20 protein-coding genes are annotated in these 20,417 nt (G+C 60.1%); 11 read left to right on the top strand and 9 right to left on the bottom strand.

What is annotated here, in order from left to right:
• Positions 1-3: 3 nt before the first annotated feature.
• The gene (locus DOCECA_RS17220) at positions 4-660 is read right to left on the bottom strand and encodes an alpha/beta hydrolase (protein WP_445570842.1); all 657 of its coding nucleotides are present in this window, start codon (positions 658-660) and stop codon (positions 4-6) included.
• Between the two features lie 470 nt (positions 661-1,130).
• Here DOCECA_RS17220 and DOCECA_RS17215 point away from each other — a divergent pair, with 470 nt between their 5' ends.
• From DOCECA_RS17215 to DOCECA_RS17200, 4 genes are all read left to right on the top strand, one after another.
• Complete coding sequence (locus DOCECA_RS17215) at positions 1,131-2,162, top strand: amino acid ABC transporter substrate-binding protein (RefSeq protein WP_186610954.1); 1,032 nt, start codon at positions 1,131-1,133, stop codon at positions 2,160-2,162.
• Between the two features lie 65 nt (positions 2,163-2,227).
• Entirely contained in the window at positions 2,228-3,409 is a 1,182-nt protein-coding gene (locus tag DOCECA_RS17210) for an amino acid ABC transporter permease (protein ID WP_420765378.1), read from the top strand.
• 10 nt (positions 3,410-3,419) lie between these two features.
• Positions 3,420-4,517 (top strand): amino acid ABC transporter permease, encoded by a 1,098-nt coding sequence (locus DOCECA_RS17205; RefSeq protein WP_445570841.1) that lies wholly within the window; start codon positions 3,420-3,422, stop codon positions 4,515-4,517.
• 10 nt (positions 4,518-4,527) lie between these two features.
• The gene (locus DOCECA_RS17200; RefSeq protein ID WP_003178331.1) at positions 4,528-5,292 is read left to right on the top strand and encodes an amino acid ABC transporter ATP-binding protein; all 765 of its coding nucleotides are present in this window, start codon (positions 4,528-4,530) and stop codon (positions 5,290-5,292) included.
• A gap of 56 nt (positions 5,293-5,348) precedes the next feature.
• Here DOCECA_RS17200 and DOCECA_RS17195 read toward each other — a convergent pair whose 3' ends face one another.
• Together DOCECA_RS17195 and DOCECA_RS17190 are read right to left on the bottom strand one after the other, a co-directional pair.
• Positions 5,349-5,834: a type II toxin-antitoxin system MqsA family antitoxin gene (locus tag DOCECA_RS17195; RefSeq protein ID WP_420765376.1), complete on the bottom strand. Its 486-nt coding sequence runs from the start codon at positions 5,832-5,834 to the stop codon at positions 5,349-5,351.
• On the bottom strand, positions 5,831-6,142 hold the full coding sequence (locus DOCECA_RS17190) for a type II toxin-antitoxin system MqsR family toxin (RefSeq protein WP_420765375.1): 312 nt from the start codon (positions 6,140-6,142) through the stop codon (positions 5,831-5,833). The genes DOCECA_RS17195 and DOCECA_RS17190 overlap by 4 nt, the downstream gene beginning before the upstream one ends.
• Positions 6,143-6,309: 167 nt before the next feature.
• Between DOCECA_RS17190 and DOCECA_RS17185 the strand changes: the two genes are divergently transcribed.
• The 5 genes from DOCECA_RS17185 to DOCECA_RS17165 all read left to right on the top strand — a co-directional run bounded on the left by DOCECA_RS17185 (position 6,310) and on the right by DOCECA_RS17165 (position 10,224).
• Positions 6,310-6,969 carry a FadR/GntR family transcriptional regulator gene (locus DOCECA_RS17185; RefSeq protein ID WP_445570840.1) on the top strand — a complete coding sequence of 220 codons (660 nt, stop codon included), beginning with the start codon at positions 6,310-6,312 and terminating at the stop codon, positions 6,967-6,969.
• Complete coding sequence (locus DOCECA_RS17180; RefSeq protein WP_420765373.1) at positions 6,959-8,287, top strand: CynX/NimT family MFS transporter; 1,329 nt, start codon at positions 6,959-6,961, stop codon at positions 8,285-8,287. The genes DOCECA_RS17185 and DOCECA_RS17180 overlap by 11 nt, the downstream gene beginning before the upstream one ends.
• A gap of 87 nt (positions 8,288-8,374) precedes the next feature.
• On the top strand, positions 8,375-8,845 hold the full coding sequence (locus tag DOCECA_RS17175) for a nuclear transport factor 2 family protein (RefSeq protein WP_420765372.1): 471 nt from the start codon (positions 8,375-8,377) through the stop codon (positions 8,843-8,845).
• Between the two features lie 40 nt (positions 8,846-8,885).
• Positions 8,886-9,209: a GIY-YIG nuclease family protein gene (locus tag DOCECA_RS17170; protein ID WP_445570839.1), complete on the top strand. Its 324-nt coding sequence runs from the start codon at positions 8,886-8,888 to the stop codon at positions 9,207-9,209.
• A 79-nt stretch (positions 9,210-9,288) separates the two neighbouring features.
• Complete coding sequence (locus DOCECA_RS17165) at positions 9,289-10,224, top strand: glutathione S-transferase family protein (RefSeq protein ID WP_434648833.1); 936 nt, start codon at positions 9,289-9,291, stop codon at positions 10,222-10,224.
• 220 nt (positions 10,225-10,444) lie between these two features.
• Here DOCECA_RS17165 and yejK read toward each other — a convergent pair whose 3' ends face one another.
• A complete protein-coding gene (yejK, locus tag DOCECA_RS17160) occupies positions 10,445-11,449 on the bottom strand; it encodes a nucleoid-associated protein YejK (RefSeq protein WP_014340016.1) in 1,005 nt (334 codons plus the stop codon).
• A 395-nt stretch (positions 11,450-11,844) separates the two neighbouring features.
• On the opposite strand from yejK, the gene DOCECA_RS17155 reads away from it, so the two are divergent.
• Positions 11,845-12,126: an HU family DNA-binding protein gene (locus tag DOCECA_RS17155; RefSeq protein ID WP_030139622.1), complete on the top strand. Its 282-nt coding sequence runs from the start codon at positions 11,845-11,847 to the stop codon at positions 12,124-12,126.
• Between the two features lie 171 nt (positions 12,127-12,297).
• Here the strand turns inward: DOCECA_RS17155 and rlmF are convergent, their stop codons facing one another.
• On the bottom strand, positions 12,298-13,317 hold the full coding sequence (gene rlmF, locus DOCECA_RS17150; RefSeq protein WP_434648830.1) for a 23S rRNA (adenine(1618)-N(6))-methyltransferase RlmF: 1,020 nt from the start codon (positions 13,315-13,317) through the stop codon (positions 12,298-12,300).
• A 190-nt stretch (positions 13,318-13,507) separates the two neighbouring features.
• A complete protein-coding gene (locus tag DOCECA_RS17145) occupies positions 13,508-16,354 on the bottom strand; it encodes a valine--tRNA ligase (RefSeq protein WP_434560451.1) in 2,847 nt (948 codons plus the stop codon).
• A 390-nt stretch (positions 16,355-16,744) separates the two neighbouring features.
• Here DOCECA_RS17145 and DOCECA_RS17140 point away from each other — a divergent pair, with 390 nt between their 5' ends.
• Positions 16,745-17,692: an IS110 family transposase gene (locus tag DOCECA_RS17140; RefSeq protein ID WP_445570838.1), complete on the top strand. Its 948-nt coding sequence runs from the start codon at positions 16,745-16,747 to the stop codon at positions 17,690-17,692.
• A gap of 57 nt (positions 17,693-17,749) precedes the next feature.
• Here DOCECA_RS17140 and DOCECA_RS17135 read toward each other — a convergent pair whose 3' ends face one another.
• From DOCECA_RS17135 to DOCECA_RS17125, 3 genes are read right to left on the bottom strand one after another with little or no spacing between them, the layout of a single operon-like run.
• Complete coding sequence (locus DOCECA_RS17135) at positions 17,750-18,115, bottom strand: DNA polymerase III subunit chi (protein WP_445570837.1); 366 nt, start codon at positions 18,113-18,115, stop codon at positions 17,750-17,752.
• A 7-nt stretch (positions 18,116-18,122) separates the two neighbouring features.
• Positions 18,123-18,551, bottom strand: a complete 429-nt coding sequence (locus DOCECA_RS17130; RefSeq protein WP_445570836.1) for a DNA polymerase III subunit chi — start codon at positions 18,549-18,551, stop codon at positions 18,123-18,125.
• A gap of 58 nt (positions 18,552-18,609) precedes the next feature.
• Positions 18,610-20,100, bottom strand: a complete 1,491-nt coding sequence (locus tag DOCECA_RS17125) for a leucyl aminopeptidase (RefSeq protein ID WP_420765364.1) — start codon at positions 20,098-20,100, stop codon at positions 18,610-18,612.
• Positions 20,101-20,417: the final 317 nt, after the last annotated feature.

Genomic DNA, 20,417 nt, shown 5'->3' with positions numbered 1-20,417 from the left:
CTCTTAGCGCAACTGCTTATCCAGCCAGGCGCCGATGTCGCGGATCTCCTCGGGTAACACTTCGTGGCCCATTGGGTATTCCTGCCATGTCACGGTGACACCATGCTGCTTCAGATACTCTTTCGCCGTCCGGCCCATCGGGTTGAGCACCACCTCGTCGTATTGTCCGTGCAACGCCAGTACCGGGATGCGCTGCTGGCTGGCAGAGAGTTGCAATTCCTCGCTGAAAGTTGGCGCATATGTGGACAGCGCGATAACGCCCCCCAGGGGCCCCTGCCATTTGACGAATGCGGTGTGATAGACCACCGCGCCACCTTGGGAAAAACCCGCGAGGAAGATTCGCGAAGCGTCTATTCCGCTGGATCGCTGGGCTTCCATCAGGTCGATGACCCGCTGGGCCGAGGTTTCGAGTTGATCTTCGTCAATGGCTCGAGCCGGGCTCAGGGCGCGGATGTCGTACCAGCTTGGCATGGCATAGCCACCATTGATGGTGACGGGCTGAGTGGGTGCTTGAGGCAGGACGAAACGTGTGGTGAGCAGGCTTTGCTGCAACATTTCGGCTACCGGCATGAAGTCGTAGCGATCGGCGCCCAGGCCGTGGAGCCAGATAATGCAGGCATCGGCGGTGCCAGAAGGCTCGAGAATCAAGGGGTCGGTCATGGTGTGCTCCAAAAATGTGCGGGCGCGCTCGATCAGTGCATGGTTACGGTGCGCGCTTGGTGCCTCAGTTAATTACATGTCGCAATACTACAACTTTTTGTCTTGACGTACCCGGTATGGGGTAAGCGCAGCGGTATGGTACGGGCTTTGCTATGGGGTAGCTGAGTGATGATTCTTACGCTGCGCGGTAACACTATCAGCTAGACGCGACGCATGGGATATCAGAAATCCGGTGATGGATGTTCGCCAATAGCCGCTACGGGCTTCGCGAACGTGAAGGGCTACAGCCCGTTCGGCCGATTGGTGAGAAGTGAGCAGGCCGCTGTTGATGGGCGCTCTCATTAATAGACTCATAGCGAAGGCCCAGACGTCGGTCGACCCTAAAAAAAGCCAACAGGGGTCGGCAATGCCTCAAAAGGGTGCGACAGGGCTCAAGCTCCGACACAACAAGAGCAAAACTGGAGGTTTGAATGAAGTTACTGAAATCCACCCTGGCAGTCGTGACTGCAGCAGCAGTCCTCGGCGTCAGCGGGTTCGCTCAGGCGGGTGCAACCCTGGATGCCGTGCAGAAGAAAGGTTTTGTGCAATGTGGTGTAAGTGATGGCTTGCCGGGCTTCTCGGTGCCAGATTCCACCGGCAAGATCGTCGGTATCGACGCTGACTTCTGCCGTGCCGTTGCCGCTGCGGTATTTGGCGATGCGACCAAGGTCAAGTTCAGCCAGTTGAACGCCAAGGAGCGCTTCACCGCGCTGCAATCGGGCGAAATCGACGTGCTGTCGCGCAACTCCACCATGACCAGCTCCCGTGATGCGGGCATGGGCCTGAAGTTTCCTGGCTTCATCACCTACTATGACGGCATCGGTTTCCTGGCCAACAGCAAACTGGGCGTCAAGAGCGCCAAAGAACTGGACGGTGCAACCATCTGCATCCAGGCCGGTACCACCACCGAACTGAACGTATCCGACTACTTCCGCGCCAACGGCCTGAAGTACACCCCGATCACCTTCGACACCTCCGATGAAAGCGCCAAGTCGCTGGAATCCGGTCGTTGCGACGTGCTGACCTCCGACAAGTCCCAGCTGTTCGCCCAGCGCAGCAAGCTGGCCTCGCCAAAGGACTACGTGGTTCTGCCGGAAACCATTTCCAAGGAGCCTCTGGGCCCGGTCGTGCGTAACGGCGACGACGAGTGGCTGGCTATCGTGCGTTGGACTGGCTTCGCCATGCTCAATGCCGAAGAAGCAGGCGTGACTTCGAAGAACGTCGAAGCCGAAGCCAAGTCCACCAAGAACCCTGACGTCGCTCGTATGCTGGGCGCTGACGGTGAATACGGTAAAGACCTGAAGCTGCCTAAGGACTGGGTCGTGCAGATCGTCAAGCAAGTCGGCAACTACGGCGAAATGTTCGAGCGCAACCTCGGCAAAGACACCCCGCTGCAAATCGATCGCGGTCTGAACGCTCTGTGGAACGCAGGCGGCATCCAATACGCACCACCAGTGCGCTGATGGTTCTATCACCCGGTGGGCCAACCACCGGGTGATGTTCTGTTCCATTCTTTGCGGGGCACTTCATGCAAAATTCAATCGGCGCACCTAAGCAGAGGTTCAGCCTCAGCGATCCACGAGTGCGTGCGTGGGTATTTCAGATCGTCACCATCGTGGCGGTCATCTCGCTGGGCTGGTTTCTGTTCGATAACACACAAACCAACCTGGAACACCGGGGCATCACGTCCGGTTTCGGTTTTCTGGAGCGCAGTGCCGGGTTCGGCATCGCCCAACATCTGATCGACTACACCGAAGCGGACAGTTATGCCCGCGTCTTTGTCATCGGTCTGCTCAACACCCTCCTGGTGACCTTCATTGGCGTGATCCTGGCGACCATCCTGGGGTTCATCATCGGCGTCGCACGCTTGTCGCAGAACTGGATCATCTCCAAGCTGGCGACCGTCTATGTGGAGGTTTTCCGTAACATCCCACCGCTGTTGCAAATCCTGTTCTGGTACTTCGCCGTATTCCTGACCATGCCGGGACCACGGGCTGCCCACAATTTCGGTGACACGTTCTTCGTCAGCAGCCGGGGCCTGAACATGCCGGCGGCGCTGGTGGCCGATGGGTTCTGGCCGTTCGTGATCAGCATCGTGCTGGCGATTGTCGCGATCGTGCTGATGACGCGCTGGGCCAACAAGCGCTTCGAAGCGACGGGCGAGCCGTTTCACAAATTCTGGGTCGGCCTGGCGCTGTTCCTGGTGATCCCGGCAATCTGCGCTTTGGTCTTCGGGGCGCCTGTGCATTGGGAAATGCCACAGCTCAAGGGCTTCAACTTCGTCGGCGGCTGGGTGTTGATCCCGGAGCTGCTTGCGTTGACCCTGGCCTTGACCGTGTACACCGCGGCGTTCATCGCCGAGATCGTGCGCTCGGGCATCAAGTCGGTCAGCCATGGCCAGACCGAGGCGGCCCGTTCCCTGGGGCTGCGCAACGGTCCGACCTTGCGCAAAGTCATCATCCCGCAAGCCCTGCGTGTGATCATTCCGCCGTTGACCAGCCAATACCTGAACCTGGCGAAGAACTCTTCCCTGGCGGCTGGTATCGGTTACCCGGAAATGGTTTCGCTGTTTGCCGGCACGGTGTTGAACCAGACCGGCCAGGCCATCGAGGTGATTGCGATCACCATGAGCGTGTACCTGGCGATCAGTATCAGCATTTCCTTGCTGATGAACTGGTACAACAAGCGCATTGCGCTGATCGAGCGGTGAGGAAACGCGCATGACATCTCATACTTTCAAACCCGACATGCCACCGCCGAGCAGCAGTATCGGCGTAGTGGCATGGATGCGCGCCAACATGTTCTCCAGCTGGCTCAACACGCTGTTGACGTTGTTTGCGTTCTACCTGATCTACCTGATCATTCCGCCGATCCTGCAATGGGCGATCCTGGATGCCAACTGGGTCGGCACCACCCAGGCCGACTGCACCAAGGAAGGCGCTTGCTGGGTGTTCATCCAGCAGCGTTTCGGCCAGTTCATGTACGGCTATTACCCGACGGGCCTGCGCTGGCGCGTGGACCTGACCGTGTGGCTGGCCGTGATCGGCGTGGCGCCACTGTTCATCTCGCGCTTCCCGCGCAAGGCGATCTACGGCCTGAGCTTCCTCGTGCTGTACCCGATCATCGCCTGGTGCCTGTTGCACGGCGGCGTGCTGGGCCTGGATACCGTGGCGACCAGCCAGTGGGGCGGCCTGATGCTGACTCTGGTGATCGCCACCGTCGGCATCGCCGGAGCCTTGCCGCTGGGTATCGTCCTTGCGCTTGGCCGTCGCTCCAACCTGCCGGCGATCCGCGTGGTCTGCGTGACGTTCATCGAGTTCTGGCGCGGCGTGCCGTTGATCACAGTGCTGTTCATGTCCTCGGTCATGCTGCCGTTGTTCCTGCCTGAAGGCATGAACTTCGACAAGCTGCTGCGGGCGCTGATCGGCGTGATCCTGTTCCAGTCGGCCTACGTGGCCGAAGTGGTTCGCGGTGGCCTGCAAGCGATTCCCAAGGGGCAGTACGAAGCGGCCGCGGCGATGGGCCTGGGGTACTGGCGCAGCATGAGCCTGGTGGTTCTGCCGCAAGCCCTGAAAATGGTGATCCCGGGGATCGTCAACACGTTTATCGCGTTGTTCAAGGACACGAGCCTGGTGATCATCATCGGCCTGTTCGACCTGCTCAACAGCGTGAAACAAGCTGCCGCCGACCCGAAATGGCTGGGCATGGCCACTGAAGGCTATGTGTTCGCCGCCCTGGTGTTCTGGATTTTCTGTTTTGGTATGTCCCGCTATTCCATGCATTTGGAACGCAAGCTGGACACTGGCCACAAGCGTTAGGAGTTGACTCATGAGTGAAGCGATCAAACAGCCTGTGAGCCCTGAAGGCATTATTCAGATGCAGGGCGTGAACAAGTGGTACGGCCAGTTCCACGTGTTGAAAGATATCAACCTGAACGTCAAGCAGGGCGAGCGCATCGTGCTGTGCGGCCCGTCGGGTTCCGGCAAGTCCACGACTATCCGCTGCCTCAACCGCCTGGAAGAGCACCAGCAGGGTCGCATCGTGGTCGACGGCGTCGAGCTGACCAACGACCTCAAGCAGATCGAAGCGATCCGCCGTGAAGTCGGCATGGTGTTCCAGCACTTCAACCTGTTCCCGCACCTGACCATCCTGCAGAACTGCACCCTGGCGCCGATGTGGGTGCGCAAGATGCCCAAGCGCAAGGCCGAGGAAATCGCCATGCATTACCTGGAACGCGTTCGCATTCCAGAGCAGGCGCACAAATACCCGGGTCAGCTCTCCGGTGGTCAGCAACAGCGCGTGGCGATCGCCCGTGCCCTGTGCATGAAACCGAAAATCATGCTGTTCGACGAACCGACCTCGGCCCTCGACCCGGAAATGGTGAAAGAGGTTCTGGACACCATGATCGGCCTGGCCGAAGACGGCATGACCATGCTCTGCGTAACCCACGAAATGGGCTTCGCCCGTACCGTGGCGAACCGTGTGATCTTCATGGACAAGGGTGAAATCGTCGAACAGGCCGCGCCGAACGACTTCTTCGACAACCCGCAGAACGACCGCACCAAGCTGTTCCTGAGCCAGATCCTGCATTGATCTGATCAGGCGGCGAAATAGACCCGGACTTGTCCGGGTTTATTTTTGTCCGCAGGTCAGAGATCCGCCGTGTCGCGTTCCCCATGGCGACTCGACAGCAGTCGCTGCAAATCGGCTCCGTCACTCAGCGCAACGACCTCAGCCATCAGATGCGGATGGCGATCAAGCAGCCGCATCAGCACGAACAGCGATTGAGCCGGGGCGACTTCGCCGCGCTCATAGCGGGAGAAGGCGTTGTGTCCGCCTCCCGACAACAGCTTCACTGCGTCTTTTTGCGTGAGGTGCAGTTTGCGCCGGATGCGTTTGATTTCCGCACCTATGGCCAGCGCATAATCTTCGAGCAACAGGTCGCTGGCCTTGGAGTAACGCTCGGCACTGTCAGTGTCGTGATCGAATTCGATTTCCCCGCAGATCCGGCATTCCCATCCGGCGATGTCGGATACTTGCCGGGTAACCTGCTTATAGTCGACCGCAAATGTGCGGCCTTGGAAGTGATGCATCGCTTCGAGAGTGCCGCAGCTGACGCATTGCTGGGTTTTCATTGGTTTTTCTCCTTGAAGGAGATCACCGGATGCCCACCGCCGGGGCGATAGGACACTTTGATGTAGATCTCCCGATCCTGAAATGTTGTGTGATAGACGTCTTGCCAGATTCGGTGATCGGCGTAGGTCGTCATTGATTTGTGCAACATTCTGTATTCGAGCAATTGAACGATTCGCAGCATTTGGGGAAGACTCAGCGACATCCTTCTGCCGCCCTCCCGCGCACTTAGCGTGAAGGCCTTGCTTCCCAACCTGCGAGTCTCGACCTTGACCACCGCCAGGTCGTAATGGGGTGTGCTCTTTTCCATAAGAAGTCATTTGCCCTGTTTCTGAAATTACCCATATTGGGTAATTATGTCCAATCGAAATTTCAGGATCTTTTACCTCCAATAAAACGTAGGCGGTTGCTGTCCTACACGAAGCTGACTAACATGTCAGAAAATTCATCCCATGATTGGATGAAAAGGCGAAGCCCATGTCCGACATTTCTCCATTGATAAAGCGCTCGTTGGTCGATCAGGCCCTGGAGCAATTGCGCCAACGCATCAGCGACGGCGTGTGGGCCGTCGGCCAGCGCCTGCCCACCGAGCCGGAGCTGGTTGCCGAGTTGGGCATCAGCCGCAACACCGTGCGCGAAGCCATGCGCGTGCTGGCGTTTTCCGGGTTGATCGAAATCCGTCAGGGCGACGGCAGCTATGTGCGGGCGGTGGTCGATCCGCTGGACACGCTCAAGGCGTTGTCGCGCTGCTCACTGGAGCAGGCGCGGGAAACCCGGCACATCCTGGAAGTGGAGGCCATTGGCCTGGCGGCGCTGCGGCGCACCGAGGCGGATTTGGCTGCTTTGCGCCAAGCGTTGAAAACCAGCGGCGAGCAGTACCACGGCGACCTGGAGCACTACATCGCCTGCGACCTGATTTTCCATCGGCTTCTGGTGGATGCCGCGCATAACCCGGCCCTCAGCGAGCTCTATCGTTATTTTTCCAGCGTGATCGGCGCGCAGTTGCGCCAGAGCCTCAACGTCATTCCTCGCCATCAACACGTGTTTGACCTGCATGTCGAAATCCTCGACGCCGTCGAACGACAGGAGCCGGAGCGGGCCAAGGCCCTTTGCCGGCAGTTGATCAATGAACCCTGAACCAGAGCTTTCCATGTCCCGCGACCCGCTTGACCACGCCACCGCGACGACGCACAAACGCGCCGCCGAACTCGAAGAACTGCTGATCGACGCCGAAGCCGACGATGAGCAAGCCCAGCAGAACCATCCATTGGTGCGCCGGCCCTGGCTGTTGTTGCTCGGGCTGATTCTGGTGGCGCTGAACCTGCGTCCGGCTCTGTCGAGCATGGCGCCGCTGCTCAGTGATGTTTCAAAAAGCCTTGGACTGTCGGCTGCCCAAGCGGGCCTGCTGACTACGCTGCCCGTGCTTTGCCTGGGGTTGTTTGCACCGCTGGCTCCGGTTCTGGCTCGGCGTTTTGGCGCAGAGCGCGTCGTGTTGGGGATTTTGCTCACGTTGGCTGGCGGGATCATTCTGCGCAGTTCTTTCGGCCAGTTCGGGCTGTTCGCCGGTAGCATCCTGGCAGGTGCCAGCATTGGCGTGATCGGCGTGCTGCTGCCGGGCATCGTCAAGCGCGACTTCGCCAAACAGGCTGGGGCCATGACCGGTGTCTACACCATGGCGCTGTGCCTGGGCGCCGCGATGGCGGCCGGGGCTACGGTGCCTTTGAGCGAACGAATGGGCGATAGCTGGTCGCTTGGCCTGGGTTTCTGGATGCTGCCTGCGCTATTGGCCGCGGTGTTCTGGTTACCGCAAGTGGGGCACAAGCACGGCGCTCACAACGTGGCCTATCGTGTCCGCGGTCTGCTGCGTGATCCGTTGGCCTGGCAGGTGACGTTGTACATGGGGTTGCAGTCTTCCCTGGCCTACATCGTATTCGGTTGGCTGCCGTCGATTCTCATCGGCCGGGGCCTGACGCCTACCCAGGCCGGGCTGGTGCTGTCCGGTTCGGTGATCGTGCAATTGATCAGCTCGCTGGCGGCGCCATGGCTGGCAACGCGCGGCAAGGACCAACGGCTCGCCATCGTGATTGTGATGGTCATGGCCCTCGGCGGTCTGTTCGGTTGCCTCTATGCCCCTATCGAGGGCCTGTGGGGCTGGGCGATCTTGTTGGGGTTGGGGCAGGGCGCGACGTTCAGCCTGGCCCTTACCCTGATCGTATTGCGCTCGCGCGACGCCCACGTGGCCGCGAACCTTTCGAGCATGGCCCAGGGCTTTGGTTACACGCTGGCGTCCCTGGGGCCGTTCGCGGTGGGCGTGGTACATGACTGGACTGGCGGCTGGAGTGCTCTGGGCTGGATCTTCGGCGTGATTGGCCTGGGGGCGATCATCGCGGGAATCGGTGCCGGTCGGGCTCTGTACGTCGGCGTGGTCAGCGAAAGAGTCACCGAGCCTCATTGATATCATTTTCATGGCGAATGACGATGGTCTTCCCGGCGGCGGGGGATTATCGTGCAGGCCTGTCGAACCGTTTCCCGGAGCCTGTCCATGAGTGATGCCCATAACGCCCTGATCACCCGTTTCTACCAGGCCTTCCAACGCTTGGATGCCGAGGCCATGAGCGCTTGTTATACCGATGACGTGGTGTTCAGCGATCCGGCGTTCGGCGAACTGCGCGGGCGCGATGCCGGTGACATGTGGCGCATGTTGACCACTCGGGCCAAGGATTTTTCCCTGACGTTCGACAATGTGCGCAGCGACGAGCGCAGCGGCGGCGCCCATTGGGTGGCAACGTACCTGTTCAGCCAGACCGGCAATATCGTGGTCAACGATATCCAGGCGCGCTTTGTGTTTCGCGATGACAAGATCTGCGAGCACCACGACAATTTCGATCTGTGGCGCTGGTCTCGCCAGGCTTTGGGCGCCAAGGGTCTCTTGCTGGGCTGGACGCCGCTGGTGCGCAACGCAGTCAGGGCGCAGGCCCTCAAGGGGCTGCGGGCATTCCAGGCCAGTCGCTGATAAGATCGCGGCTTGTTTCCTACCTGCTTGTTGAACATCCGTGACGACCGCCAACGAATCTTCCGAGCTGTGCGTGCCCGAGGCGACCGAGCCGGGCAAGCCCTGGTTCGTCTACCTGGTGCGGGCCGCCAATGGCTCGTTGTACTGCGGCATCAGCGATGACCCGGCGCGGCGCTTCGCCAAGCATCAAAGCGGCAAGGGCGCGCGCTTCTTCCTGTCCAGCCCGGCGGTGGCCCTGGTGTATACCGAGGCCTGCCGCGACAAGGGCGAGGCCCTGCGCCAGGAACGGCTGATCAAGAAGCTCAGGAAGAGCGCCAAGGAATGCCTGGTAGCCAGCGCAACGGCTCTTGATCAACCGCGCTGATAGTCCTTCATCACGCCGGTAGGCTGTTGTTCCTTGGCGCGCTAAAGTGCGGGACTTCCTACCTGCATTGGCGAATCTCATGTCAGAGCTGATTCTTCACCATTACCCGACATCTCCTTTCGCGGAAAAAGCCCGCCTGCTGCTGGGTTATAAAGGCTTGGCCTGGCGCTCGGTTAACATCCCGCCGATGATGCCCAAGCCCGACCTGACCGCGCTCACCGGCGGCTACCGCAAGACACCGGTCCTGCAAATCGGCGCGGATATCTATTGCGACACCGCCTTGATGGCCCGTCGGTTGGAGCAGGAAAAAGCCTCGCCGGCGCTGTTCCCTGAAGGTCGTGAAATGATCGCGGCGTCCTTTGCGGCGTGGGCCGATTCGGTGGTGTTCCAGCATGCGGTGAGTCTGGTGTTTCAGCCGGAGTCGGTGGCGGTGCGTTTTGCCAAGTTGCCGCCTGAAGCGATCAAGGCGTTCATCAGCGACCGCGCTGGCCTGTTCAGTGGCGGCACGGCCACGCGCTTGTCCGCCGAGCAGGCCAAGCACCAATGGCCGACGATCATGGCGCGGCTTGAGCAGCAGTTGCAGCGCGAAGAGGGGGATTTCCTGCTGGGTGATCCTTCGATTGCCGACTTTGCCATGGCTCATCCGCTGTGGTTCCTCAAAGGCACGCCGGTGACCTCGCCGCTGGTGGACGTATATCCGGCTGTTTCGGCATGGCTCGCGCGAGTGCTGGGTTTCGGCCACGGCGCGTCGAGCCAGATGAGTGCCGAAGAAGCCTTGGGGGTTGCCCGCAACGCGACACCGGCTGCGCTGCCGGATGAGTCGTTCGAAGAGCCTGACGGGTTCACGGCAGGGCAGCAGGTAACCATCGCCGCGACGGACTATGGTGTCGATCCGGTGGCTGGGGAGTTGCTGTTTGCCGGTCGCGAGGAATTGATTCTGCGTCGCGAAGATGAGCGTGGCGGGGTGGTGCATGTGCACTTTCCGCGGTTTGGATTTCGGGTCGAGACCCGATGAACAACGAATGATCTTGTGGGAGCGAGCTTGCTCGCGATGGGCCAGGGCAATCAATATTGATGTTGAATGTCAGTCCGCTATCGCGAGCAAGCTCGCTCCCACAGGGGGGGGGTTGTTCACAGGATCTGCGTTTGCCGCTAATCACTGTGTAGGAGCGAGCTTGCTCGCGATGAGGCCCTTAAGCCTATATCGCGGGCACTTCTTCAGCACCCTGTCTGCATCAGTTGCGACGCTTGAGCTGATCAGTCAACGAAGTCGGCAACCCCTTGATGATCAACGTCCCAGCCTCTTCGTCATACTCAATCTTCGAGCCCAGCAAGTGCGCTTCGAAGCTGATGGACAAGCCTTCGGCGCGGCCGGTGAAGCGGCGGAACTGGTTGAGGGTGCGTTTATCCGCCGGGATCTCCGGCGACAGGCCGTAGTCTTTGTTGCGGATGTGGTCGTAGAAGGCTTTCGGGCGATCTTCGTCGATCAGTTCGGAGAGTTCTTCCAGCCCCATCGGCTCGCCGAGCTTGGCCTGGCTGCTGGCATAGTCCACCAGGGTCTTGGTTTTTTCCCGGGCATCGTCTTCCGGCAGGTCTTCGCTTTCGACGAAATCACTGAAGGCCTTGAGCAGGGTGCGGGTCTCGCCAGGGCCGTCGACGCCCTCCTGGCAGCCGATGAAGTCGCGGAAGTACTCCGAGACTTTCTTGCCATTCTTGCCCTTGATGAACGAGATGTACTGTTTGGATTGCTTGTTGTTCTGCCATTCCGACACGTTGATCCGCGCCGCCAGGTGCAACTGGCCCAGGTCCAGGTGGCGGGACGGGGTCACGTCCAGCTCGTCGGTGACTGCCACGCCTTCGCTGTGGTGCAGCAGGGCGATGGCCAGGTAATCGGTCATGCCCTGTTGGTAGTGGGCAAACAGCACGTGGCCGCCTACCGACAGGTTGGACTCTTCCATCAGTTTTTGCAGGTGTTCCACCGCCACACGACTGAAGGCGGTGAAGTCCTTACCGCCGTCCAGGTACTCCTTCAGCCAGCCGCTGAACGGATGCGCGCCGGACTCGGCATGGAAAAATCCCCAGGCCTTGCCTTGCTTGGCGTTATAGCTCTCGTTGAGATCGGCGAGCATGTTCTCGATGGCCGTGGATTCGGCGAGTTCAGAGTCGCGGGCATGAAGCACAGCAGGCGTGCCGTCGGGTTTTTTGTCGATCAGGTGGACGATGCAATGACGGATCGGCATGGATTTCTCGGCTGGTGAAAGAGAGGAGGGCGCGCTCCCCGAAAAAGGGCTCAGTGTACCGCAATCACTGGTTTTGCAACGCGTCGAAGGCCCTTTCAGACCCTTCCGACACCCTGCGAGCATTTTTTTACCGATTTAGCGCAATAAAGCTGACCAAATGGGTAGGTAGAGGCGGATATTTCACAGGCGTTGTGCTAGTTTTGCCCGGTCTTACGCGATGTCACTGCGTTAAGCGTGCATTCAGCATTTGTCAGGTCGAACCAAACCCGGATTTCGGCATCTATTACCCCGATCCGTCGTGGTGATGACCGAGGGCGGCTGATCAGACAGATCGGGCTCGATGGCTGACACTGCACTCTGCAATCCATATGAATTTGATAGGGAAGGAACACTACATGGCTCTTACTAAAGACCAACTGATCGCTGATTTGGCTGAATCTGTAGACGCACCTAAAGCTACCGTGCGTGCTCTGCTGGACCAACTGGGCCAAGTCGTTGCCGATCAGCTGGAAAACGGCGGCGAACTGACCTTGCCAGGCGTTGGCAAGCTGAAAGTCACCGAGCGTCCTGCCCGTACCGGTCGCAACCCTTCGACTGGCGCAGCCATCGAAATCCCGGCCAAGAAAGTGATCAAGCTGGTTGTGGCCAAAGGCCTGACCGACGCGGTCAACAAGTAAGACCGCCCGATAAAAGCCGTGCCGCGGAGCGATCCGGGCACGGTTTTTTATTGCCTTGGAAAAACCAGTGAGACGGCAATGCTGTCATAGTAAACCCGTGGCGAGGGAGCTTGCTCCCGCTGGGCTGCGCAGCAGCCCCAACTGCGAGTACTTTGTATTGGGTGGCTTCACTCAGCCCTTGCGAACCCAACGCGACTGGCGCCAAGCCTGTTGCTGTGCCTCGGTCTGGAAGGTCCAGGCCACGAAGCGGCTCTGTTTTTGTCCCTGGGACATTTCCACCACCTGACTATGCAAGGCCCCCGCCTTTTTCAGCGCTGTCTCGATGGCCGGCAGGTTCGACGCCTTCGATACCAGGGTGCTGAACCACAACACTTGGCCCGCCACCTGTGCGCTTTCGCTGATCAGTTGCGTGACAAACCGCGCCTCGCCGCCCTCGCACCACAACTCCGCCGCCTGGCCGCCGAAGTTCAGCACCGGTAACTTGCGCTTCGGATCCGCTTTGCCCAGCGCGCGCCATTTGCGCTGGCTGCCCTTGGTCGCTTCTTCCAGGGAGGCGTGGAACGGTGGGTTGCACATCGTCAGGTCGAAGCGTTCAGCGCTTTCCAGAAGGCCCAGCAGAATCTGCTTGCGGTTGGTTTGCTGACGCAACTGGATGGCCTTGTTCAGCCCGTTGGACTGCACGATGGTCGTGGCCGAGGCAATCGCCGTCGGATCGATCTCCGAGCCGAGGAAATGCCAGCGGTAATCGCTGTAGCCGATCAGCGGATAGACGCAATTGGCGCCGGTGCCGATATCCAGCACCTTTACCGCAGCCCCGCGGGGGATTTCACCTTCGTTGTGGCTGGCGAGCAGATCGGCGAGAAAATGCACATAGTCCGCACGCCCTGGCACCGGCGGGCACAGGTAGTCAGCGGGAATGTCCCAATGCGCGATGCCGTAAAACGATTTGAGCAGCGCCCGGTTGAACACCCGCACGGCTTCAGGGCTGGCGAAATCGATGCTTTCCTTGCCGTAGGGGTTGATGATTACGAACCGCGCCAGTTCGGGCGTGCTCTTGATCAACGCCGCAAAGTCATAACGGCCCTGGTGGCGGTTGCGCGGGTGCAGGCTGGCTTTCTCCCGTGGCGCCTTGGCCTCGGTGGCAGGCTTGGGCTTCTGGCGGGCAGGCTTGGGTGTGCGAGGGGCGGTCATGGGCGGGTCGATTCGGGGCTGGTCAAAAAGTGGCGAGCATTGTCCCACATCTGGTCCGTTCTTGATGACTGCGCGAGTTAAATGTGGGAGCGAGCAAGCTCGCTCCCACAGGGGGGCGATACCTGAAAGAAAAGTGGCAGGCATAAAAAAGGAGGTCCAGCCGGACCTCCCTTTTCATTGCGAACAACCGTTACAGACTGGAAATCCGCGCGTGTTGCTCGGCCAGCTTGCCCAGGGCCAGCTCAGCCTCGGCCAACTTGGCCCGTTCCTTCTCGATGACTTCGGCCGGCGCCTTGTCGACAAAGCCGGCGTTCGACAGCTTGCCGCCAACGCGCTGGACTTCACCCTTCAGGCGCAGGATTTCCTTGTCCAGGCGCGCCAGTTCGGCGGCCTTGTCGATCAGCCCGGCCATCGGCACCAGCACTTCCATCTCGCCAACCAACGCGGTGGCCGACAGCGGCGCCTCTTCGCCAGCAGCCAGCACGGTCACCGATTCAAGCTTCGCCAGCTTCTTGAGCAGCGCTTCGTTCTCATTGAGGCGGCGCAGGTCTTCGGCGCTGGCGTTCTTCAGGAACAGGGTCAGCGGCTTGCCCGGGCCGATGTTCATTTCGGCGCGGATGTTGCGCAGGCCGAGCATGAAGGTCTTCAGCCACTCGATGTCGTCTTCGGCCGCCGGATCGATGCGGCTCTCGTTGGCCACCGGCCACGGTTGCAGCATGATCGTCTTGCCCTGTGCACCAGCCAGCGGCGCGACGCGCTGCCAGATTTCCTCGGTGATGAACGGCATGAACGGATGCGCCAGGCGCAAGGCCACTTCCAATACCCGAACCAAGGTGCGACGGGTGCCGCGCTGGCGCTCGACCGGAGCGTTTTCGTCCCACAAAACCGGCTTGGACAGTTCCAGGTACCAGTCGCAATACTGGTTCCAGATGAACTCGTACAGCGCTTGCGCCGCCAGGTCGAAACGGAACTGGTCGAGCTGGCGGGTTACTTCGGCTTCGGTGCGTTGCAGCTGGGAAATGATCCAGCGATCCGCCAGGGTCAGCTCGTAGGCTTCGCCGTTCTGGCCGCAATCTTCGCCTTTATCCAACACGTAACGCGCGGCGTTCCAGATCTTGTTGCAGAAGTTGCGATAGCCTTCGACGCGGCCCATGTCGAACTTGATGTCGCGACCGGTGGATGCCAGCGAACAGAAAGTGAAACGCAGGGCATCGGTGCCGTAGCTGGCGATGCCGTCCGCGAACTCTTCGCGGGTGGCTTTCTCGATCTTCTTCGCCAGTTTTGGCTGCATCAGGCCGGAGGTGCGTTTCTGCACCAGGGTTTCCAGGTCGATGCCGTCGATGATGTCCAGCGGATCCAGGACGTTGCCCTTGGACTTGGACATCTTCTGGCCCTGGCCGTCGCGCACCAGGCCATGGACGTAAACGGTCTTGAACGGCACCTGCGGGGTACCGTCTTCGTTTTTCATCAAGTGCATGGTCATCATGATCATCCGGGCGACCCAGAAGAAAATGATGTCGAAGCCGGTGACCAGCACGTCGGTGGAGTGGAATTTCTTCAGGAATTCGGTCTGCTGCGGCCAGCCTAGGGTGGAGAAGGTCCACAGGCCGGAGCTGAACCAGGTATCGAGAACGTCGTTGTCCTGTTGCAGGGCAACGTCCGGGCCGAGGTTGTGCTTGGCGCGGACTTCGGCTTCATCGCGGCCAACGTAGACCTTGCCCGACTCGTCGTACCAGGCCGGGATGCGATGACCCCACCACAGCTGACGGCTGATGCACCAATCCTGGATGTCGCGCATCCACGAGAAGTACATGTTTTCGTATTGCTTGGGCACGAACTGGATGCGGCCGTCTTCCACGGCGGCAATCGCCGGCTCGGCCAATGGCTTGGTGGACACGTACCATTGATCGGTCAGCCACGGCTCGATGATGGTGCCGGAACGGTCGCCTTTCGGGACTTTCAGGGCGTGATCATCGACGCTCACCAGCAGGCCGGCGGCTTCGAAGGCCGCGACGATCTGCTTGCGTGCCTCGAAGCGCTCCAGGCCGGCGAATTCGGCCGGAATCTGGCCGTCGACGTTCTCGTTCAGCGTGCCATCGAGGTTGAATACCTGGGCTGCTGGCAAGACATTGGCGTTCTTGTCGAAGATGTTCAGCAGCGGCAGGTTGTGGCGCTTGCCGACTTCGTAGTCGTTGAAATCGTGGGCCGGGGTGATTTTCACGCAACCGGTGCCGAATTCAGGGTCGCAATAATCGTCACCGATGATCGGAATACGACGGCCCACCAACGGCAGCTCGACAAACTTGCCGATCAATGCCTTATAGCGCTCGTCGTTCGGGTTCACCGCCACGGCGGCGTCGCCGAGCATGGTTTCCGGACGGGTAGTGGCAACGATCAGGTAATCCTTGCCTTCGGCGGTTTTGGCGCCGTCGGCCAGCGGGTACTTCAGGTTCCACAGGAAACCCTTCTCGTCGTGGTTCTCCACTTCGAGGTCGGAAATCGCCGTGTGCAGCTTGGTGTCCCAGTTGACCAGGCGCTTGCCGCGGTAAATCAGACCGTCTTCATGCAGGCGCACGAAGGCTTCCTTCACCGCTTCCGAGAGGCCGTCGTCCATGGTGAAGCGCTCGCGGCTCCAGTCCACGGACGAACCGAGGCGGCGGATCTGGCGGGTGATGTTACCGCCGGACTCCTCTTTCCATTCCCAGACTTTCTCCAGGAATTTTTCGCGACCCAGGTCATGACGGTTCTGGCCCTGGGCTTCGAGGCGGCGCTCCACCAACATCTGGGTGGCGATACCGGCGTGGTCGGTGCCCGGTTGCCACAACGTATTACGACCTTGCATGCGACGGAAACGGATCAGGGCGTCCATGATCGCGTTATTGAAACCGTGGCCCATGTGCAGGCTGCCGGTGACATTCGGCGGCGGGATCATGATGGTGTAGGAATCGCCCGCGCCTTGCGGAGCGAAATAATTCTCGGACTCCCAGGTGTTGTACCAGGAAGTTTCAATGGCGTGCGGCTGGTAGGTCTTATCCATGCGCGGCGGGACCCTATAGGCATTTATTCAGGAAAAGCCGGGAAGTATAGCGGGCAGGGCTGGTGCAAGCCACAAGCTGCGATGAATGCGGAGACAGTTGACCCCTGTGGACGCGAGCTTGCTCGCGATAAGGCCATCACATTCAACATGGATGGTGACTGACAGCCCGCTATCGCGAGCAGGCTCGCTTGTATGGTAGGACTTGAAGGGAGGAGGAGGGACAAGGCTCGATTCTGACTGTTCGCGCAGTACAGACCGTGGGAGATTTCACCCCTCCTCCTTTCACCCAAGCGCCGATAAAGAATGCATCTGGCCTAGACCGACGATAGGAACAAGCCTGCGCCTCGGTGAACCCTTCAAGTGTTCAAACCTTAGCGCGGAGGATTTTCAATGGCAATGCCGGTTTCTGTCGCAAAGCCGATCGTGGGGGTTGATGTCGCCAAAGATGAGTTGGTGATTTATCACGCAGAAACAGATCGACTGCAAGCGATCCCCAACACCAAAGCTGCGATCAAGAAGTGGCTCAAGGAATTGCCTGCGCCAGTGGATGTCGCCATCGAGGCCACCAATATCTATCACCAGGACTTCGCCGACCTGGCTTATGCGCAGGGCTGTGTGATCTACATGATCGGCGGCTACGAACTCAGCCATTACCGCAAAGGTGTGAAAGTTCGCGCCAAAACCGATGCGCTGGATGCTCGGTTGTTGGCTCGCTACTTGAACAACGAAGGCCACCAGTTGCACCCGTGGACCCCGCCATCGCCCCTGTATTGCCGGCTTATAAGCCTTTTCCGGCGCCGGGCAGCCTTGGTTCAGGCGCGTGTCAGCCTCAAGCAAAGTTGGTCGAACGAACCGTTGCTCAAAACGGCCTTTGAGAACCAGATAAAGGCCATGCAGCGACTGGAAATCTTGCTTGAGAAAACAATCCAGACGCAATTGGATGCAGCCGGTCTGGGCAGTCAGCTCAAGCGCTGCATGAAAGTCGAAGGAATCGGGCTGTTGAGCGGTGCGCGTTTACTTACGTCGTTTCAGCGTGGAGATTTCAGAAATGCCGATGCCTTCATCGATTTTCTAGGGCTGGACCTGCGCATATCGGACTCGGGAAAAAAGAAGGGACGCCGCTGCCTGTCTAAGCGAGGTGACCCGGAGGCGCGCCGATTGATGCACAACGCCGCGATGTCGGCGAGCCGCACAGCGGCGTGGAAGGGTTTTTATGGGGCTCTGCGGGCTCGAGGGCTAAGCACAACCGAAGCATTAGTGGCACTGGCCCGCAAGCTTGCCCGAGTGGTATTCGCCCTGTTGAAGAACCAGAGCGAATACTTACCAAAAGGCATCTAAGGGCTAGCCATGCACCATAGAATCTCCCACAGGATGTTCACAATGAGGCGGAGGACGCTATTCGTACTGGCTCAACAACCGCTCCATCCGCGCATCCAACCGGCGCTTGATCTCGGTCTCGATATGCGGTGCGAAGTCGTCGATGACGTCTTGCATGATCAACTGCGCGGCGGCACGAAGTTCCCGGTCCAGGTGTAGCAGGGCGTCGGGGCCTTTCGGTTCTGCCTTGGTGGCTGGCTGGGGTTCAGGCTGGCCGTTGATCGGGTCGAACAGCAGCGGGATCTGTTCGTCATGCACCGGCTCGTGCTCCACCGTATCGGTCAGCAGCGGCGGTTGCAGGTTGTCATCGCCGAGCAGTTGGCGGATCGACTCGAGGTCATCCAGCAGTTGCGCGGGTTTTTGCGGTGGTTTTGGAGTGTCCATCGTAGGCTCAGAGTCGCTGTAAACGGTGGTCTTGCAGAGGATAGCCCTGTTCACGGTAGAAACGGAAACTCTCCCGAGCGGCTTGCCGGATAGCCGGGTCTTCCACCACCACTTCCGCCACGCGGGCGAAGCGCTGGGCGAAGGCCGGCACTTTCAGGTCGAGGTTGACCAGCAGGTCGTGGTGTTGCCCGCAGTCATTCCCAAGCCCGAGTACGATCAAGCCCTCGGGTTCGTTTTCGGCAGGGCCATGGGGCACGAAGCTCTCGCCCTTGAACGCCCACAAGCGCGCATCGAGGTCGTCACGCTGGGCGGCATCGCTGCAACGCAGGTAGATGCGATGGCCCATGCGCCAGGCCTTTTCGGTGAGTTTGCAGGCGAAATCCAGCCGCGCCGAGGGATCGGCGCTGGGCAGGATATAGAAATCGACTTTGGTCATTGCGGTTCCTGGATCGCCGATGCGCCGCCCGAAGGCGACGTACCGGCTATCATCAGTGTCAGGCTTTGGCGCGGTCCAGCAGGTACTGGGTCAACAGGGGGACCGGACGGCCGGTGGCGCCCTTGTCCTTGCCGCCGCTGGTCCAGGCCGTGCCGGCGATGTCCAGGTGCGCCCAATTCAAGTTCTTGGTGAAGCGCGACAGGAAGCACGCCGCCGTGATGGTCCCGGCTTTCGGGCCGCCGATGTTGGCAATGTCGGCGAATGGGCTGTCCAGCTGTTCCTGGTACTCGTCGAACAACGGCAGTTGCCAGGCGCGGTCGTCGGCTTGCTGGCCGGCGCTCAGCAATTGGGCGATCAGCTCGTCATTGTTGCCCAGCAGGCCCGAGGTATGGGCGCCCAAGGCAACCACGCAGGCGCCGGTCAGAGTGGCGATGTCGATCACCGCTTGCGGCTTGAAGCGTTCGGAGTAGGTGAGGGCGTCGCACAGCACCAAGCGGCCTTCGGCGTCGGTGTTGAGGATTTCGACAGTCTGGCCGCTCATGGTGGTGACGATGTCGCCAGGGCGCGACGCCGTGCCGCTGGGCATGTTCTCGGCGCAGGCGAGGATGCACACCAGGTTGATCGGCAATTGCAGTTCGAGCACGGCGCGCAGGGTGCCGAACACGCTGGCGGCGCCGCCCATGTCATATTTCATTTCGTCCATGCCGGCGCCGGGCTTGAGGCTGATGCCGCCGGTGTCGAAGGTGATGCCCTTGCCGACCAGCGCGTACGGCTTCTCGGATTTCTTGCCACCGTTGTATTGCATGACGATCAGGCGCGGCGGCTGGGCGCTGCCCTGGCCGACGGCATAGAACGAGCCCATGCCCAGGTCCTTGATCTTCTTCTCGTCGAAGACCTCTACCTTGAGACCCTTGAATTCCTTGCCAAGCGCCTTGGCCTGTTCGCCCATGAAAGTCGGGTGGCAGATGTTCGGCGGCAGGTTTCCCAGGTCACGGGTGAAAGCCATGCCGTTGGCAATGGCGGTGGCATGGGTCACGGCGCGCTGGACTTCGGCCTGGGCGGCCTTGATGGTCAGCAGCGTGATTTTCTTCAGGGCGCGCGGTTCGGCTTTCTGGCTCTTGAAGCGGTCGAACTGGTACTCGCCGTCAATCAGGGTTTCGGCCAGCAGGCGATTCTTGCCGTAGCTGTCGCGGCCTTTGACTATCAGTTCGTCCAGCGCCAGTGCAGCGTCGCCGCCACCGAGGTTTTTCAGGGTGGCCAGCACGCCGGCGATGATCTTGCGCAACGGACGGTCGCCCAGTTCGGCGTCCTTGCCCACGCCCACCAGCAGCACACGGTCGGCCTTGAGGTTGGGCAGGTTGTGCAGCAACAGGCTCTGGCCGACCTTGCCGGCCAGGTCGCCGCGCTTGAGCACGGCGCTGATTGCACCGCCGCTCAGGGCGTCGAGCTGGCTGGCAACGACACCGAGCTTACGGTTTTCACCCACGGCAACCACCAGGGTGGCGGTCTTCAACGTTTCTGGGCTGACGCTTTTTACAACCAGTTCCATGTCCGGATCCTTGAGTCAATGGTCAAGAGGCCAGGCGCCACGACGACATTGGCGCGCTGAACAGCTGTCTTCTATAAAAAGAAGCGCCGGGGCTTGCCGGCGACAAAGGCGGCAGTTTGAACCTCGGCGCCCGAGCCTGACAACCCTGGCAATCGTTAACTTTTTGGCCATGAAGCGTCTGCTTAAAGCGTGCGCAGTGACAGGCGCCTCCAATCACAGGATAATGCGGCTCTTTTTTCGGCGGCTCGCATTGTGGGCCGGCTCGATACGTTTGCTAGTTTGGCCGCCTTAGGGTTTGTATGAAAAGTCGCGCAGGC

Source organism: Pseudomonas sp. E102 (genome assembly GCF_052660185.1).
This window is presented reverse-complemented; position numbering and strand designations above follow the sequence as displayed.